This window comes from Solibacillus sp. iso_87, assembly GCF_056173085.1.
The window spans coordinates 2,683,617-2,698,594 of record NZ_CM149656.1; the positions used below are offsets into that span (position 1 = coordinate 2,683,617).

Sequence of the window (14,978 nt, forward strand, 5' to 3'; positions counted from 1 at the left end):
GCAACTCTTACTACGTAAGAGAACCCGTGGGCACACAAAGTTGAAGGAAGGAGAGGTTAAATGATTTTTGAAATTTTAACAACTTCGATTTTTGGAGGAATTGCCGCAACTGCTTTCTTTAAAAAGCAAGGACTTGCAACAAACGAGAGTGGAAAGATTCAACGCATCATGTCATTGAGCGGTTTAAATGTGAAAGATGGCAATAGCACTTTGTCTACTCAATTAATTAAAAAGAAACAGCATGAATGGGGATGGGAATACAAATACCGGATTCCATTAGGTCGTAGTTTTAACGACTATTACAGTAAGTTAGACATATTGCAGGACGGCATTAACAATCGCCGTAAACGAATTAAATTTGCCGATTTAAAGGCTTTAGATTTTGATCGCAATATTTTCCTACAACTACAAGAACTGTGGAAGACAAAGCTGACTGAGACAAAAGAAATCGAGCTTGATTATGATGGACTTCTAATTATTCGAGTTTATGATAAATCATTACCGAAACAAATCGATTGGAATGACACATTATTGAAACTAAATTCATGGTCAGTGCCTTTAGGAGCTACTCGAAATGGAAACATGATCAGACATGATTTCGATAAAGATAAACATTTAATTATCGCAGGCGCAACCGGTTATGGGAAAAGTGCAATTTTAAAGCTGATTACCACTACATTAATTTCACAACAACCTGAAAACGTGGAATTATCATTAATTGATTTAAAAGGTGGTTCTGCCTTCCACAGATTTAAAGACTGTAAACAGGTGAAATACTATTCGCGGGATCCGTTTAGTGCGGAGGAAGTCTTGAAATCGGTTCAAATCGATATGAATGAAGCGTTTGAAAATGTCGTTAATAATGGCTATGAAGATGTTAAAGAAGCAAACATAAAGAAACGCCATTTCATAATTATTGATGAAGCGGCTGACTTAACTGAATATAAAAAAGCTATGGAAATTATTACTGATATTGCCCGCCGTGGCCGTTCTGCCGGTTACTACCTTATTTTCTGTACTCAATACCCAACGGCACAGGTCATACCCTCTCAAACTAAAAGGAATATTATTGCTCGTCTGTGCTATGTGGTCGATACAGATACTGCTTCAAGGGTTGTATTAGATGAAGGCGGAGCAGATAATTTACCGGATATTCCAGGTAGAGGGATATACAAAAACAACGTAAAGCGTTACACAGTTCAATCCCCTTTTATTTCAAATCAAACTATCCATGATTTAATTCTTCCGCACATTGTCGAGAAGGAGGTCAAACATGCAAAAGTTAATATTGTCAGTGAGAGACGAACAGATACTATTACTTTTGAAGAAGTTTGATTTCCTTACTCGCGATCAATTAGCTGCTCATTTTAAATTAGGCAAAATTTGCAATACAAACAGAGTACTTAGAAATTTATCGGAATATTTAACATGCATTCGCGATGGTTACCAATCGATTTATTATTTAAATAAAAACGGCCGTGAATATGTGGATTGCGAAAAGATCCGTAAAAAAGGCGGCCATGTGCAGCATGTGGTAATGAGGAATGAAATTTGGCTATATTTCAAATGCCCGAGCGATTGGAGAAATGAAGTTAAAATATCAAACGAAAGTACGTCTGTCATTGCAGATGCTGTATTTACTCGTAATGGTTTTTATCACTTTTTAGAAGTCGATAACCTGCAAAGCATGAAAGAAAACCGAGCGAAAATAGAACGTTATAAAAATATGTCGGAAAGCCTTTTAAAGCAGTTTGGCTATTACCCAACATTGGTATGGCTAACGACTACAGAACACCGCAGAAAACAGTTAGAGAGTGCATGCAATGGTTTGAATTGTAAGGTGTTTACGATTAACGACATCCAATAAGGAGGAAATTAAATGTTCTTCAATAAGAATAAAACTAAGGTTGTTCCTGCAAGTGAGTATACGGATTATTCAGAGAGATTTAATGATTTGGAACAAATGAGAGCTGAACAAGGTTATGCAACTAAACGGGATGTTGCTGTAATGGCCTCTATTCCAGTATTAAGTGCTGCCGGATATATAGCATATCAAAAGTTAAATAGCGTGAATGAGATCGCTACTACAACGATTAGTGAACCGATAAATGTTTTACAACATGTACCATTCCCGGAGCCTTCCACACTGACAGAAGCATATACACCCTTAGTCGTTAATGCCATTCCACAACCTGCTGGATTCATTGCGGATAAATCCTTAGAAACCCTTGCTACAATTTTAGATCCGATGGTTCAAATTATGGTTGCTATTTCATTCCCTATCGCAAGCGTGATTATGATTGGTGCATGTTTCTTCTTCATGTTTGGTAATAGCGAAAGGGCATGGAACATGATTATGAATGCCGGATTGGGTTATGTGCTTATTCAACTTTCACCGCTGTTTTTAGATATTCTAAGAGAAGTTGGCGAAGCTGTTTGAAAATATGGTAACATTATGGAAATCAATATTTAGGAGGAAATGTCATTGAATACTATTGAAGAAACAATCAAAATGGCTGGATTCGGAAAGAAAAAAGCAATCGCAGGGCAAATCAAATTATTCGAAGATCGCTTATCGAATGAAGGAGAATCGTTATTAGGTGTATGCGCATCGAAGGATTTGAAAACGCAATTGTATGTAACAGATAAGCGAGTAATCCTGCATGAAATCAAAGGCATGTTATCAAACGCCGAAAAGAGTATTCCGCTTGGTAACATCACATCAATTGATATTGATTCATCATTTGTATTCTCTACATTGAAAATTACAACATCAGGCAACGTGGCGACAATTGACGGTGTAGGTATTGCCATCGCTAACGAAATTAAAGCTATTATTGAACATTTGAAATCGGAAGATAAAAAGCCGGAATATAAAGTAAAAACAGATACGGCTAATGAAATTCGTGAATTAAAAGGTTTACTGGATGATGGGATTTTAACACAGGAAGAATTTGATGCGAAGAAGAAGCAACTACTTGGAATATAACAAATAGGCCCTCCACAACTAATCTGTGGAAGGCTTTTTTAATTTAGATTTAACAATCGTTCAATTTCCTTCATCGTATGGTTACGCAATGCATAATTCATATAGCGTAATTCTGCAGACATTCCACGCTGTGCAAAGTGGTAAACTGTCACCATATCATCGAGCCTTTTTTCCTCTTGCATACGCAAACCGATTTTACCCATTTCATTTTTTAATGCTAACAATTCATCTTTTGCTTTTCTAATTGCTTGATCAAAGAATTTATCCATTACATCTTTCATCTTGAACGCTTCCACATGCTGCCTGTCTCTTTCTAATGTACGGATCATCAATTCAGTAATTATGTATCTATGAGCTAAATCGCGATTAATAGTATTTAACACAGTTTCCACCTCATAATTATCATAACCATTTTTGGGCAAATAAAAAATACCCTCCACCATATTCTGTGGAAGGTATACTGTGTTTATCCATCACGGTGAATAGCCATTTCACCTACTTACAATATAGTATAATTCGAAATTGGTCGTCAAACTTTTGATGCGTTAACAATGGCCGCAGCTGCTAATACTAAAATTTCATCATCGGTAATTGTACGATCGTTTAATTTATCTAGCCACGATTTGTGCATACCCTCGGCAATGGCACAATTCACAAGGATTTCACGTTGTGCTTTACTTTCCAGAATACTTTTCGCAAGATCATTTAACGATGGACTGTTAATATCCAATTTACGCGCTTCCTTGTCCTCCACAGTAATAGAAGCAGTTGTGGAAGGCTTCAAAGTTTTACCGACTGCTTTAGCCAGTTCATTTGCAATTGCTCGGCAAATCTTATCAAAGTCTCTCCGGTATAATGCTACGTCTACTGTGTCATTCACAAAGCATACTTCAATTAAGTAGCATGGTTTATTTGTACCTTTGAGTAATCCTAGATCAGTTCGAATTTTAACGCCACGATTTTTTAGACCCGATACATTAGAAATAGCATCAGTAATTTTTTGAGCGACTGGCTTATTCTTATCGCTATATACGAGTGTTTCTGTACCAATCCCCTTGCCGTGCGTACCTATTGACGAATTAAAATGAATACTTACATCAATCTCCCGACTTGTCTTATTATGCTGGGCGATTAACCACGGTATATTTTGCTTTGCTGATTTACTAACATTATCCTCAATGTAGTTGGTAGTAATGCCTGATGCACGTAATATCGCCGTTACTTCTTTAGCTACCCGAATATTTTCTTCGCCTTCATCAATTAAGCCATGTGCTCCAGTACCTTTCCCATAATGTCCACCGGAAATTGTAATCATAATCCATCATCCTTTGGTTTGTTGTATCGCATGGCTCTCATGCTGTCAGACGCGCCGTTTGTCGTAGGGTCTACTACAATACCCATTAGCGCTAAAATCATTAGGATTGTTTCTGAAATGCCTGTGACTTGTTCGCTGTAAATAGTGATGTCTACATTAAAAATACCCGCTATTTGATTAGCGAGTACAAGTAATAATGCTATTAAGGCTACCCAAAATTGTTTATGTTGCATACGTACTTTCCAGTTAATTTTCATATTATTGTCCTCCAAATTTATCGATAAGTGTTATTAAACCGGCAATTACTCCGCCTGAACCTCCAAGGATAGCGAAAAATCCAAGTATAATTTTTTCCGACCTGCTAAGCCGTTTCATCGTGACTTTTTCATTCATCAACAACTTTTTATCATCCGTACCGAAATAATGGTCGACAAACTTCCCTAATAATTCCCTAGTTTGCTGACCATCTTTCATAACTGTTAATTCCAACTCTTTTTGTCCTTTTTGGACATTGAGCATTTCTTGTTTAAATTGTAACTGTTCTCTTTCTAATGATTCCAAACGAGGGAAAATTTCATCGTTAACAGCTTGATCAAGTTTATCAATCGTTTTACCATGCTGTTCTATTTTTTCCCCTTGCTCGTCCAACATTTTAATCATAGATGGTTCACCTCCAATTGTTTCAACAACCATCCTCTCCCCCCAATTCGTATGCTACATATAAAGTGTGTATAAATTGTCTGCTGTGAGACGCATCGAGATTCTATTTTGTGCACTGGTGTCCTTTTCGATTCGTCTGAGAAAGCAATATAAAAAGCACCCCCGTGAGAGTGCTTATTCTAAACCAAATATACTTTTAATTTGTAACGTTGCAAATTGCTTTATCACTTCGATTGGAACTGAACCAAATTCGAGACCTTTTGACTTAATACCTTCTTTAGTTTTGTGCCAAATGCCATCATCCCTTACTGATTCTAAGAAATCATGACCATCCCAAGTTAATGATGCAAAAATCCAATAAGGTTGGTCGCCGGCCCATAAAGTATTATTTTTAACAAATCCAGCTTGATCTAAAATTTTTAAATGGTAAGCAACTATTTCTCTATTCCAATCGCTAGGTAAAGACAACTCTTTATCTCCATCGTTTTCTTCAATTATTAACAATAACTCTCTGATGAGTTCCATGTCTCTTTTCATAGCAAAACCACCTTTCGTCGATTTAATTCGACAAAAGATGAAATCTACCTTTAATAAGTTTTTGCTACTATACAACTGAGTGAGTTACTCAACATTTTGGAACAATAAATATATTGTCGTTAAATGTTCGGCGAATCATCTACAGTGGGTTCATTCCCCCAAACCGCTAAAATTGCAGTAACTTGCGCTTGTGGTAATTCAGCTACAATTTGTGTACGTCCGTCTATACTATTTTGATATGCTTTTCGCCAAATCTGCCCAATCGGATATTGTTGTCCCATATAGTCAATGAATGTTTGTTTGCTGACGCTTACATTATCTTGATTTAAGTTATCTAAAGTGTATTTTTCTATCATTATAAATCCCCCTAGTTAGTTTTATATGTCATGCTACCTTGAAGTACAAAGTTATCCAGCAAATGTTCGTGAGTCATTTGCAAATATCCGCCTGCCCCCGCTTGTACAACGAATGGCCTTAGAGATACTCCATCACCAACGCAAGTTGCAAATCGGTCATTAACTTTCAAATTACAATTTACTAATCCTAAAGTGCAACTAGTGTTAAGGTCGGCTACTACAAATGGCAGACCATCAATAAACAAATCTCCACTCACTGACAAAGCTTTTTTAGATAAAACAATAGTAAATAAAACGGTTATCTGCTTGTTTTGTTTAATATAAATTCCCGAGCGTTCCGCATAGTTATGCGTACCATTTACAACCGCAGTCTTTAGAGTGGGCGTCCAAATACCTTCTTCGACTTTAAAACCATGCACACCGCCGTAAACGTTAGTATTTTCATGTAATATTCTTGCATCATTAACGAACTTTAAGGCTTTCGCTGTCGGGGCGTGTGACAGACTCTCGCTTGTAGCGCTATCTAATAAAGAAACATGCCCTTCAGTACCTACACCTGCCTTTTCCCCGATATGCGTAGTAACTTTATCATTTAGTGCCTTACCTTGTGCAGCACTTAAAGCGGCAGTTGTGGACGTACTTGTTAACGTATTATTGATTATTGTATTATTTGCTCCGGCCTCAATTTCGGAAAGTTTATTCTTTTCAGTGGTAGTGTAGTCGTTGGTCGATAGTTGTTTACCGTTAACCTTATCGACCTTACCGTCATTTAAACTTTTTAGTACCGTATCAATAATATCCGCATTTTGATTCAACGCTTGAATCTTAGCGAAGTCCGTTCCGTCAGGCTTATTCAAATTATAATTCGTTGTATTTTTCATTAAATCACATCCTTGCTGAATAGTTCATCCCATGTATAAACGGAAAGTTCATCCCACGTTTTTACTGATAAATCATCCCATGTATTATAGGTATACGTATAAATCACATCTAAATGAGCCGGCAAAATTACATCAAGCGTATTCATTAAACCCTGCATGTTATCAGGAATACCGATAACGCTAACGAATTTAATTTCAAACACACCTTCTGCATCAGTAGGATTAATTTCAACTTCACCGTTTGCAAATGCTGATGCGACATTTTTTATTGTTTCATCTGTCGTTTGCTCCAAAATAGCCCGATAATTAGCTGTAATTAATTCTCTACGTTGTTGAATTGTTAATGTACCTTTTTCAATGTTTAGATCACGTTCATGTAATTCCAATGCTCTGATAGCTGTATCAATAAACAATTCCGAATAGCTTTGTTCAGCTTTAACATTTAATCCATTTAACTCTATTGCAATCACGCGCAATATTTCAGTAATCAATACATTTGAACGTTCATACTTTGGCAGATGCTTAATCATTCGTGAATGAGTAATATTCATACATTCACCACGTCCCCGATAACTGGCACTTGAATTTCATCAATAGGAATATTTCCTGTCGATCCATTTAACCTTAAATCTGAATAATCCTCTATGCCTTCCACATCAAGTAATTCACGTCCAACTTGCGCATGGGATAAATAAGATAAACCTTCATCGAATGCAATCGATTTGAAATATCCGGCAAGTTTACTTTTGAAAAATGGCTCAACTTGCGCAAACGTATATCCTGTTTTCAAGGCGAAGTCCGCAGAAATATTAACAACAAATTCTTCACCTGTTACAACAGTCACATCAGCACCAAAAGGCTTTTCAGTTTCAATGTAATTCGAAACACTTTCAATTAATTGCTGTGAAGCTAGTTCGTTATTTATATCCAGTACTGCAACCTTTACAGTTAAAGCGCCATTCCAACGAGGGAAAACTTTAACTTTACCGACCCCAGGTACATTTTGCGCCCACTCACGATAATGATATTTATTGCCTGCCTTACCTGGCCTTTGTAACTTATCGTAATAACGTTGGCGTAATGACGCGTCTGTTTCTTCTGGATAACCGTTTTCAAAAGCTACTAGATTAATCACATCCGTTACGTTATTTAATGTAGTAGGAAATGAGTTGATTGCACCTACTGGAACGTTTCCGACCGTACCCGAATTTACTGCTTTTACTGGAATGTAATGCTGCCCCGCCGCTCCAATAACAACGGTTTCAGTTGCTTCAAAAAATATGTCTTCTGCCGAAACTAAATCACCTTTATTTATTGTTGTAGGGCCGAAAGTTGTGATTACTACATCATCACTTGCATGCGTTGCTAAAATACGACTAATTCCAGTACGTTGAAAAACAAACCTTGTTAATTCATCACCTGTTAAATTTTCAACATCGATTTTATTTATGATGCTGTCAGTCAATATTTCATGTTCATTCAGTTCAATTGCCACGGCTTTTTCAACATCATACGTCCACGATCCAACTGATTTATCAAAAGTATCGTTTGTATTGCCTAACATACTTTGTAATTTCTGTTCTGTTGTCATGCTGCCACCTCCATTACAAAGGCATCATCTATCGTCACTACAGTGAAGGTAATACGCCACTCACTGCCATCAATTTCAAAAGCCCATTCTGTTAATTCTTCCACAAATGGATTTAATGAAATGGTTTCTGTTAATTCACGCTTCAATTCAGATTCAATAAAACCACGTGGTAGCATACTGCCGATTAAATCTTCAATCGATACCCCGTATTCCATTTCTTCGTAAATTTTAAATCGGAAACGTTCTGTACGGATAACCTTTTCAATCCATACCTCCAACGCTTTAATTCCTGTCACTTCAATAGGCGCCCCGTTTTTATAAATGAAATCCCTTTTTTTAAAGTCATACAAAAACGCCCTGCCATTGAATGTGAAGGACGTGTCATTTGCAATCATTTCTTCATTTTCAATATACTCTGCTACATCTTCGGGAAACATTATAATTCCACCGCCTTATCAATTAAGATGTACATTTGTTCGTTCTTTGATGGGATAAGAATAACTAAATCCCCCGTTACTAGTGTGTTGGTCCATTTGAATTTACCCTTTGCTTTTAAGGTTTGGGAATCGACGTTCAGTGATTGAATAGAGTGAGAGTGATTACTAACATTATTTGTAGTACCCATATTTTCATCGTTGAATTGTATGTCGCCTTCAACTATTTCAAATTCACGTTCGTAATTATTGAGGACATGTGCCGCAACAATTAAATTCGTTTTATCTAAAATGATTGCTTCATCAATAGACACTCGCAAATCGTCCGGTGGCGAAACAATTCGACCAATTATAAACCCTTCAAAGCGTGGCACTTGATTAGTTACACCTTTTATAACACTCGCTAGTTCAACAATTGATTCTTCCATTTACACAACCTCCAATCCGAGTGTCATTAAGTGAATGCCGTTTGAAATACTGTGCTGTGCATCCTTTATATAATAATCACCAATCAATCCAGTGACAGGCTCATTCAATGTGATTAAGCGCCCTGCTCTTGCTTCGTGATTACCTAATAATGAAACAGATCCGCTTTGTTGCACTTTATTTAATTCATTCAATAAATTATTTGCAACTTGCTTCGCCTTTGCTTTTTCTTTGTCGTCAATGGATTCCGAATGCTGTAATAATCCATATTTTCTAATGGATGTAGCATCTCGAACAGTAGCAACGATTTTTGTTTTCTTTTCATCACCAGATACGATTTCAACGCTGTTCTTCATATCTCCAATAGATAATGATCGTTGTGGATTATGCAACCATTCCATTGCAACATTGATTTTTAAATCTCTCCATACAAAAACAGTAAACGTATCACCACGCATTTCAAAACGGTACTTTTTCCCGCTTTTCTGCTCGGATATTAATAAAATATCCTTGATGATTTCGCTTACTGTTTGCGATTTGTATATTTTTTTAATCTTCGTAGGAATCGAAGTAATTGTCGTTTTAATGTTAAACTTTGAACAAATTTCTTTAAGACATTCGCTCGCCGATTTGTTATTAAATTGAATTGTCATGCTGCTTTTATTTAGGTAAAACGCTAAATCGAAGCAAGTGTACTTTCTAGGCTGTCTACCATTTGCATCTTCACTTTCCACAATACCGAAAAATATTACTTGGGATTTGTATTTCAACGTTACTTTATCACCAACTTTTATAAATGCTTTAGGTAACAGTCCACCCGTTTCATCAAATGGCATTTCAAAATTCAACGATTGCCCTAATGTGTCAGCATTACTGGACCAACTTAAATTACTTGCAATATGATTCAGCTCATAGCCTTCCACAGATAAAATATAATCCATTATGCTTTCACCTGCTTTGGTACAAATTGCGTTAAACTCAATGAGTATGTCATATCGCCAACACGATCATATCCAAATGTAAAGTTGTCAATTGCATATAACTCATTGTGGATTTCCCAGCCAGTTTTACTTGTAACAACAATTCGAATCGGTCGTCTTTTCCTTTTCCATTTAGTAAAGAAGTCTTTGCCTTGCTGCGCTAATACCATTGACTTTGCAAATGGATATGAGCGATTAGGAAACCATGAATCGAACGAAATTGTTTTAAGTCCTTCCATACCGATAATGTTCATATCACCGGCTGAAATAGTCGTAATGGTTTCATTGTTATGTGGAAACGACACGCTAAATGCTTCCGGGATGATTGGCAAATGTAAGGTTTCTTTTCGGTTCTCTGCTGTAAATACAATTTCCATGTTAATTCATCCCTTCTACATATTTGATAACGCTAATTTTAATTTCGGTACTATTTCATTTACTACTTCTGTGGATGTCACACCTTTAGCATGGATGATGATGTCACCGAATGATACGCCACTCGACTTGCTCGCTGTTGTGGAAGGCGAACTCACCATTCTATCGATGTTATTAATATTACCGCCCGCTTGACGTACTCTTTCAGCTTGTCGAGCCGGTATAATCATTTCGCCTGCATGGATTTGTGCCACTTGGTCACGTGATATGCGGTTAGAACCAACGTCAAACGATGCCATTTGAGGACCCTTAGACGAATTGGCAGAATATACTTCACTTGCGCCACCCATTTGAACATTGCCCCATTGAACCTTTGGAATAATCGGGATATTTACACCAGGAATCAAGTTAATTACTTTGATTAAGCGATTAATTTCTTCTACAACTCCGTTGACTGCGCCTGCTGCTGCTCGCTTCACACTCCCCCATACACTATCCCAAATACCACGGAATTTTTCGGAATTTCGGTATAACAAAACAATTCCTGCAGTTAATCCAGCAACGGCACCAATGACAAGTCCTATTGGATTGGCTAATAACGCCGTATTCATTAACCACTGTGCTGCAGTACCGGCAACCACCGCTGCTCGATATGCTTTGATAAATCCTGTAATCGTACTAACAATAGACATTGCAACCATACCCGCTTTAAATACTCCAACCGCTACAGCAATTCCAATTACTGTTTCACGAATAGGTGTCCAATGCGTTTTAATTGTATTACCTAATTCAATTGCTTTTTCAACCACGTTGACAACTTTAGGGACTAATTCATCTGCTTTATCCGCAACTGCACCGAAGAATTCTTGTGCGCCACTTTCATTTACTACATCAGAAATCGTAAGTTGTAAGTCTCGCCATGCTGATTTTAAACGGTTGCCTATTGAACTTTCTACCGCATTGGCCGCTGTTTGAGTAGCACCCTCGAAATCCTTCATGGCATCTGTCGAACCGAGCATTGCGTACATTGCTTTGCTTTCTAAGTCTTCCCATTTTGTCAATTTTGTTATCGCAAGGCTTTTTATCCTTACTTCTTATAGTTTCCTATAAGTTCGGCATACATTTTCACTATTTACTAATAGTGTCATTCACTCGTGGGGATGTTTTATTCTCAAATGGTGAGTTTCAATCCCTATGCTCTACGGTGAGCCACACCTTTTAAAGTGTGCTTTACCTCGGTATTAGCGTATTGGGGACTTTAAGCAGCAGTCCACAACTTAGCCTTCACCGATTTTGAATGATTTTTCTTCGGCACAACTTTCCGTCTACCGAATAGTGCTACCCCGGCTTCGTTGGCATCAACTTGATTTTCCATTGCTTGCAAGTCTTTTACTACCGAGCTTGCTACTTCAGCAACGGTTGCTTTACCTTGATATTGCGCCTCCCACAAGTCTAGTGTGGATTGCGACATCAAGCCCATATAATCAGAAGTTTTGTCCGAGTTGTCTTTAATACGAATCTGGAACTCTTTCATTACATCGTTCACGTAATCTAAGTTATAAACTCCCGATTTCGCTCCACGTTCCATAATCCCAAAGTACTCTTCAGCGCTATAACCCATTGCCCCGAACAAACTTGAATATTCTGCTACGTTATCGAACATTTCATTGGAGAAGTTTAATCCTCGTTGACCGCCTGCAGTAAATAGATCGAATGCTTTTTCGGATGAAACACCGAACGCTTCCATCATGTTACTAACGCCACGGGTAACTTCATTTACATCAGAATCAAATGTCTGCGATAACAATAAAGCATTTTGAGTAACCTTCCCAACTTCGCCATTATCAAGATTTTTAAAGTTTTGTCTCACCCTAGCAATAGCACTTGAAACCTCTGTTAAACTTTCGCCATAACCATTTGAAAAGGTTTCTTTTGCGGCATTTTCTAGCTCTCGTAACCCATCGCCTGTTAAGCCAGTCTGAGCTTGTAATGTTGCAAAGGCACTGTCCATTTCAGTCATTGCACTTGCGACTGATGCACTTAATCCAGCAACAGCCGTAACCGCCCCCGCAATACCGACCTTCGCAAAGTTTTTTAGGTGTCCGGTTGCAGAGCTAGTAAAATCTTGAACTTTGTTTTGTGCTACGTTCATGTACCGCCCGAAGTCGCCGGCATCTTTATTTGCTTTACGTAAACCTGAACTAAAATTTTGATCTTTTAATTGTAAAACTGCCGATATAACGCGTTTTGCCATTTACTCACCTCCTAATGATTAATCACGTGAGTTACCTTGTCGGCAATTTCTTTTCGTTTTTCTAAAATCATTTCTAAGCTTGCTGCCATGAAATTTTTGGTCATGTAATCAAGTGACAATAAATAATCCATCTTGTAGCCAAGTTGTAAATAATGGTGGAAGAAGTATAATTCATCATCACTTTTAATTAGTTTTTTAGCGTTTCAACGACCTTCACTGTCCCTCGTTTAAACCCAGCTTCATTTAATGCGTAAGTTGCAATGTCGGCAATTTCTCCAAGTGTGAAGATTTCATTCACAATGTCTGTAGGTTCCGCACATTCATATGCTTTCTGTAATTCAGAATCCTTTAAATTTGGTTCCTTAACGATTGAATAAACAATGTAGTTATCTGCTTTTGTGCCTTCGTCATCATCCTTTTGAGACAATGCATCCATACATAACGCAGTATCAGGAATTTCGATAACGATGTTGGCACCTAACCGCTCCATATGCAATTCGGCAGTACGTTTTTCCTCGCCTAACTTGTATTTTGCTTTTTCCTTGATTAAGTCACTTAATTGCAAAACTTTTTTCTCTGACATATTTTCGCCCTCCACAAATTGAAATAATAAAAAGGCACGACTTTAATCGCACCTTGTAAAATGATTATGCAGCTCCTAAAACTTGCGATTTGATTTCCTCGATAATATCGAAGTCTGCGAATGCAAAGTTAAGTTCTTCTGTAAGCAACGCTTTTTGTTCAATTTTTGAAAGTAAGAATCCGTCAAACGTTACTTCTGAAACGGAAGTTCGCTCCGTACCATATGCGTCTGGGTCTGCCAATTTCGTTGTGATTGTAATATCCGGCATTTTCCCTGATTTAACCGCCTTCGCAAGCAATGATGAACCACGAGAGAAAATTTTCTTTACTACAAGCGCTCCTTCACCATTCCAACTAATAAACTTACGATGCGTTGCAGGGTCTTCGGGGAAACTTACTTCTTCATAGTTGATTGCCACATTTAGTTCAAGAGATTCTAAATCATATAACTTTTCTCCGTTAATCCAAACGGCACCATACGTACCGTTGATAACGCGTTTAGCTTGACGTTTTGCCATTGTTTATTTCCCTCCTATACCGTTAAAATATCGAATGTTAAGTCTTCCATTGCGTCAGAAATCTTCACTTGACCGGCTAAGAATACTTCTGAACCGAATGACATTTCACGTACTTGTTGATCGTCCATTTCTGTTGTATCTGTACCGATTGATTCCCATGCTAAACGCTGTGCAGTTACATCAATGAATGAAACGTTATCGAATGATGGGTCAAGAATCTGATCACCCATTAAGATTTTGAAGTAAGCATTAACCGCTGTAATAAATAGCACTTGATTGTCGTAAACGTTGATAACTTTACCAACATATTCTCGGTTGTAAGTATCACGAATGTCGTCCACAATCATATCCATTACTTCAACAATTTTAATTTTCTTGTAATCTGCTTTTTCTCGTACAGTCAATGTAGTTAAACTGTTTACCGCTCGACCAATCTTGACGTTTTCGCCATCGTTCACAAGGATTAATTCACCGTTATCAATATCAGCGTTTGGATCTTCATGTTCTTCAATGAAATCAACTTCTGGCAGAACAAAATACGTTGCTGAACGTGTAAATGGTAAGCCGGCTAAAATACCCGCAATACGTGGTGTATATTGTTGGGCTGTATACGTTTTATCACCCACTACAATGCCACCTGTTGTGAAGTTGATAATACCTCGGTCGTCAGCATCAACGTTTGAAATAACAGCTTTGTATGTCTTTTTATCGTTTGTTCGTTTCGCTTTAACCCACGATACTAATGATTCCGTTTCTGCTGCAGTTGCATCAGGCATAGCTACATAGTTAAATTTCACGCTGCCTAACTTTTTAAATTCGTTGTTTAATTCTGTTTCTTCGCCAATTCGTAATACAACTACCTTTGACGGTGTGCCTAATAACGTTTTGTTAATATAATCATAGTTCGCTTGTGTCCAATCCGTTGAAACTAAATCTTCAACCGATTTCAGCGTAGTCACACTGTTCACTACTGTGGACGTTTCATCACGCAAAATAAGCGCTACAATACCCATAGCGCTACGTGAGATTGCCGAAACAGCCTTGGCGTGGAAAGTAATATTAATTTCCGGTAAGCCCATT

At 37.6% G+C, this 14,978-nt stretch carries 22 protein-coding genes; 4 read left to right on the top strand and 18 right to left on the bottom strand.

What is annotated here, in order from left to right; translation table 11 throughout:
- The first annotated feature begins 60 nt into the window (after positions 1-60).
- Genes AC0VXV_RS13610 through AC0VXV_RS13625 form a run of 4 tightly spaced genes read left to right on the top strand, consistent with a single transcriptional unit; the run spans position 61 to position 2,989 of the window.
- A complete protein-coding gene (locus AC0VXV_RS13610; RefSeq protein WP_475528733.1) occupies positions 61-1,335 on the top strand; it encodes an FtsK/SpoIIIE domain-containing protein in 1,275 nt (424 codons plus the stop codon).
- Positions 1,274-1,867 (top strand): replication-relaxation family protein, encoded by a 594-nt coding sequence (locus AC0VXV_RS13615; RefSeq protein ID WP_475528734.1) that lies wholly within the window; start codon positions 1,274-1,276, stop codon positions 1,865-1,867. Before AC0VXV_RS13610 ends, AC0VXV_RS13615 begins: the two co-directional genes overlap by 62 nt.
- A gap of 12 nt (positions 1,868-1,879) precedes the next feature.
- The gene (locus AC0VXV_RS13620; RefSeq protein ID WP_475528735.1) at positions 1,880-2,440 is read left to right on the top strand and encodes a hypothetical protein; all 561 of its coding nucleotides are present in this window, start codon (positions 1,880-1,882) and stop codon (positions 2,438-2,440) included.
- Positions 2,441-2,485: 45 nt separating this feature from the next.
- A complete protein-coding gene (locus AC0VXV_RS13625; RefSeq protein ID WP_475528736.1) occupies positions 2,486-2,989 on the top strand; it encodes an SHOCT domain-containing protein in 504 nt (167 codons plus the stop codon).
- Between the two features lie 38 nt (positions 2,990-3,027).
- Here AC0VXV_RS13625 and AC0VXV_RS13630 read toward each other — a convergent pair whose 3' ends face one another.
- The 18 genes from AC0VXV_RS13630 to AC0VXV_RS13715 form a co-directional block, all read right to left on the bottom strand.
- On the bottom strand, positions 3,028-3,372 hold the full coding sequence (locus tag AC0VXV_RS13630) for a YhjD family protein (RefSeq protein WP_475528737.1): 345 nt from the start codon (positions 3,370-3,372) through the stop codon (positions 3,028-3,030).
- A gap of 146 nt (positions 3,373-3,518) precedes the next feature.
- Positions 3,519-4,304, bottom strand: a complete 786-nt coding sequence (locus tag AC0VXV_RS13635; protein ID WP_475528738.1) for an N-acetylmuramoyl-L-alanine amidase — start codon at positions 4,302-4,304, stop codon at positions 3,519-3,521.
- The gene (locus AC0VXV_RS13640) at positions 4,301-4,561 is read right to left on the bottom strand and encodes a phage holin (RefSeq protein WP_475528740.1); all 261 of its coding nucleotides are present in this window, start codon (positions 4,559-4,561) and stop codon (positions 4,301-4,303) included. The genes AC0VXV_RS13635 and AC0VXV_RS13640 overlap by 4 nt, the downstream gene beginning before the upstream one ends.
- A gap of 1 nt (position 4,562) precedes the next feature.
- Complete coding sequence (locus tag AC0VXV_RS13645) at positions 4,563-4,997, bottom strand: hypothetical protein (protein WP_475528741.1); 435 nt, start codon at positions 4,995-4,997, stop codon at positions 4,563-4,565.
- Between the two features lie 141 nt (positions 4,998-5,138).
- Entirely contained in the window at positions 5,139-5,501 is a 363-nt protein-coding gene (locus AC0VXV_RS13650) for a DUF2513 domain-containing protein (RefSeq protein ID WP_475528742.1), read from the bottom strand.
- Between the two features lie 119 nt (positions 5,502-5,620).
- The gene (locus tag AC0VXV_RS13655; protein ID WP_475528743.1) at positions 5,621-5,857 is read right to left on the bottom strand and encodes a hypothetical protein; all 237 of its coding nucleotides are present in this window, start codon (positions 5,855-5,857) and stop codon (positions 5,621-5,623) included.
- 11 nt (positions 5,858-5,868) lie between these two features.
- The gene (locus AC0VXV_RS13660; protein ID WP_475528744.1) at positions 5,869-6,738 is read right to left on the bottom strand and encodes a hypothetical protein; all 870 of its coding nucleotides are present in this window, start codon (positions 6,736-6,738) and stop codon (positions 5,869-5,871) included.
- Entirely contained in the window at positions 6,738-7,289 is a 552-nt protein-coding gene (locus AC0VXV_RS13665) for a putative phage tail protein (protein WP_475528745.1), read from the bottom strand. The genes AC0VXV_RS13660 and AC0VXV_RS13665 overlap by 1 nt, the downstream gene beginning before the upstream one ends.
- Entirely contained in the window at positions 7,286-8,329 is a 1,044-nt protein-coding gene (locus AC0VXV_RS13670) for a baseplate J/gp47 family protein (RefSeq protein ID WP_475528747.1), read from the bottom strand. Before AC0VXV_RS13670 ends, AC0VXV_RS13665 begins: the two co-directional genes overlap by 4 nt.
- Positions 8,326-8,766: a DUF2634 domain-containing protein gene (locus AC0VXV_RS13675; RefSeq protein WP_475528749.1), complete on the bottom strand. Its 441-nt coding sequence runs from the start codon at positions 8,764-8,766 to the stop codon at positions 8,326-8,328. Before AC0VXV_RS13675 ends, AC0VXV_RS13670 begins: the two co-directional genes overlap by 4 nt.
- Positions 8,766-9,191 (bottom strand): DUF2577 domain-containing protein, encoded by a 426-nt coding sequence (locus AC0VXV_RS13680; protein ID WP_475528750.1) that lies wholly within the window; start codon positions 9,189-9,191, stop codon positions 8,766-8,768. Before AC0VXV_RS13680 ends, AC0VXV_RS13675 begins: the two co-directional genes overlap by 1 nt.
- On the bottom strand, positions 9,192-10,130 hold the full coding sequence (locus AC0VXV_RS13685; RefSeq protein ID WP_475528752.1) for an XkdQ/YqbQ family protein: 939 nt from the start codon (positions 10,128-10,130) through the stop codon (positions 9,192-9,194).
- Entirely contained in the window at positions 10,130-10,546 is a 417-nt protein-coding gene (locus AC0VXV_RS13690) for a hypothetical protein (protein WP_475528754.1), read from the bottom strand. Before AC0VXV_RS13690 ends, AC0VXV_RS13685 begins: the two co-directional genes overlap by 1 nt.
- Positions 10,547-10,561: 15 nt before the next feature.
- On the bottom strand, positions 10,562-11,605 hold the full coding sequence (locus tag AC0VXV_RS13695) for a hypothetical protein (RefSeq protein WP_475528755.1): 1,044 nt from the start codon (positions 11,603-11,605) through the stop codon (positions 10,562-10,564).
- A gap of 197 nt (positions 11,606-11,802) precedes the next feature.
- Entirely contained in the window at positions 11,803-12,798 is a 996-nt protein-coding gene (locus AC0VXV_RS13700; RefSeq protein WP_475528756.1) for a phage tail tape measure protein, read from the bottom strand.
- A 187-nt stretch (positions 12,799-12,985) separates the two neighbouring features.
- Positions 12,986-13,381: a phage tail assembly chaperone gene (locus AC0VXV_RS13705; RefSeq protein ID WP_475528757.1), complete on the bottom strand. Its 396-nt coding sequence runs from the start codon at positions 13,379-13,381 to the stop codon at positions 12,986-12,988.
- Positions 13,382-13,445: 64 nt separating this feature from the next.
- Entirely contained in the window at positions 13,446-13,898 is a 453-nt protein-coding gene (locus tag AC0VXV_RS13710; protein WP_475528758.1) for a phage tail tube protein, read from the bottom strand.
- A 14-nt stretch (positions 13,899-13,912) separates the two neighbouring features.
- Positions 13,913-14,977 carry a phage tail sheath subtilisin-like domain-containing protein gene (locus tag AC0VXV_RS13715; RefSeq protein WP_475528760.1) on the bottom strand — a complete coding sequence of 355 codons (1,065 nt, stop codon included), beginning with the start codon at positions 14,975-14,977 and terminating at the stop codon, positions 13,913-13,915.
- Position 14,978 lies beyond the last annotated feature (1 nt).

Bases quoted from the DNA above. Each gene is read 5' to 3' on its own strand.
- AC0VXV_RS13670 (WP_475528747.1), bottom strand. From the start codon at position 8,329: ATGACAACAGAACAGAAATTACAAAGTATGTTAGGCAATACAAACGAT.
- AC0VXV_RS13620 (WP_475528735.1), top strand. From the start codon at position 1,880: ATGTTCTTCAATAAGAATAAAACTAAGGTTGTTCCTGCAAGTGAGTAT.
- AC0VXV_RS13685 (WP_475528752.1), bottom strand. From the start codon at position 10,130: ATGGATTATATTTTATCTGTGGAAGGCTATGAGCTGAATCATATTGCA.
- AC0VXV_RS13675 (WP_475528749.1), bottom strand. From the start codon at position 8,766: ATGTTTCCCGAAGATGTAGCAGAGTATATTGAAAATGAAGAAATGATT.
- AC0VXV_RS13710 (WP_475528758.1), bottom strand. From the start codon at position 13,898: ATGGCAAAACGTCAAGCTAAACGCGTTATCAACGGTACGTATGGTGCC.
- AC0VXV_RS13705 (WP_475528757.1), bottom strand. From the start codon at position 13,381: ATGTCAGAGAAAAAAGTTTTGCAATTAAGTGACTTAATCAAGGAAAAA.
- AC0VXV_RS13700 (WP_475528756.1), bottom strand. From the start codon at position 12,798: ATGGCAAAACGCGTTATATCGGCAGTTTTACAATTAAAAGATCAAAAT.
- AC0VXV_RS13680 (WP_475528750.1), bottom strand. From the start codon at position 9,191: ATGGAAGAATCAATTGTTGAACTAGCGAGTGTTATAAAAGGTGTAACT.
- AC0VXV_RS13615 (WP_475528734.1), top strand. From the start codon at position 1,274: ATGCAAAAGTTAATATTGTCAGTGAGAGACGAACAGATACTATTACTT.
- AC0VXV_RS13635 (WP_475528738.1), bottom strand. From the start codon at position 4,304: ATGATTACAATTTCCGGTGGACATTATGGGAAAGGTACTGGAGCACAT.
- AC0VXV_RS13665 (WP_475528745.1), bottom strand. From the start codon at position 7,289: ATGAATATTACTCATTCACGAATGATTAAGCATCTGCCAAAGTATGAA.
- AC0VXV_RS13640 (WP_475528740.1), bottom strand. From the start codon at position 4,561: ATGAAAATTAACTGGAAAGTACGTATGCAACATAAACAATTTTGGGTA.
- AC0VXV_RS13715 (WP_475528760.1), bottom strand. From the start codon at position 14,977: ATGGGCTTACCGGAAATTAATATTACTTTCCACGCCAAGGCTGTTTCG.
- AC0VXV_RS13650 (WP_475528742.1), bottom strand. From the start codon at position 5,501: ATGAAAAGAGACATGGAACTCATCAGAGAGTTATTGTTAATAATTGAA.
- AC0VXV_RS13655 (WP_475528743.1), bottom strand. From the start codon at position 5,857: ATGATAGAAAAATACACTTTAGATAACTTAAATCAAGATAATGTAAGC.
- AC0VXV_RS13610 (WP_475528733.1), top strand. From the start codon at position 61: ATGATTTTTGAAATTTTAACAACTTCGATTTTTGGAGGAATTGCCGCA.
- AC0VXV_RS13660 (WP_475528744.1), bottom strand. From the start codon at position 6,738: ATGAAAAATACAACGAATTATAATTTGAATAAGCCTGACGGAACGGAC.
- AC0VXV_RS13690 (WP_475528754.1), bottom strand. From the start codon at position 10,546: ATGGAAATTGTATTTACAGCAGAGAACCGAAAAGAAACCTTACATTTG.
- AC0VXV_RS13645 (WP_475528741.1), bottom strand. From the start codon at position 4,997: ATGGTTGTTGAAACAATTGGAGGTGAACCATCTATGATTAAAATGTTG.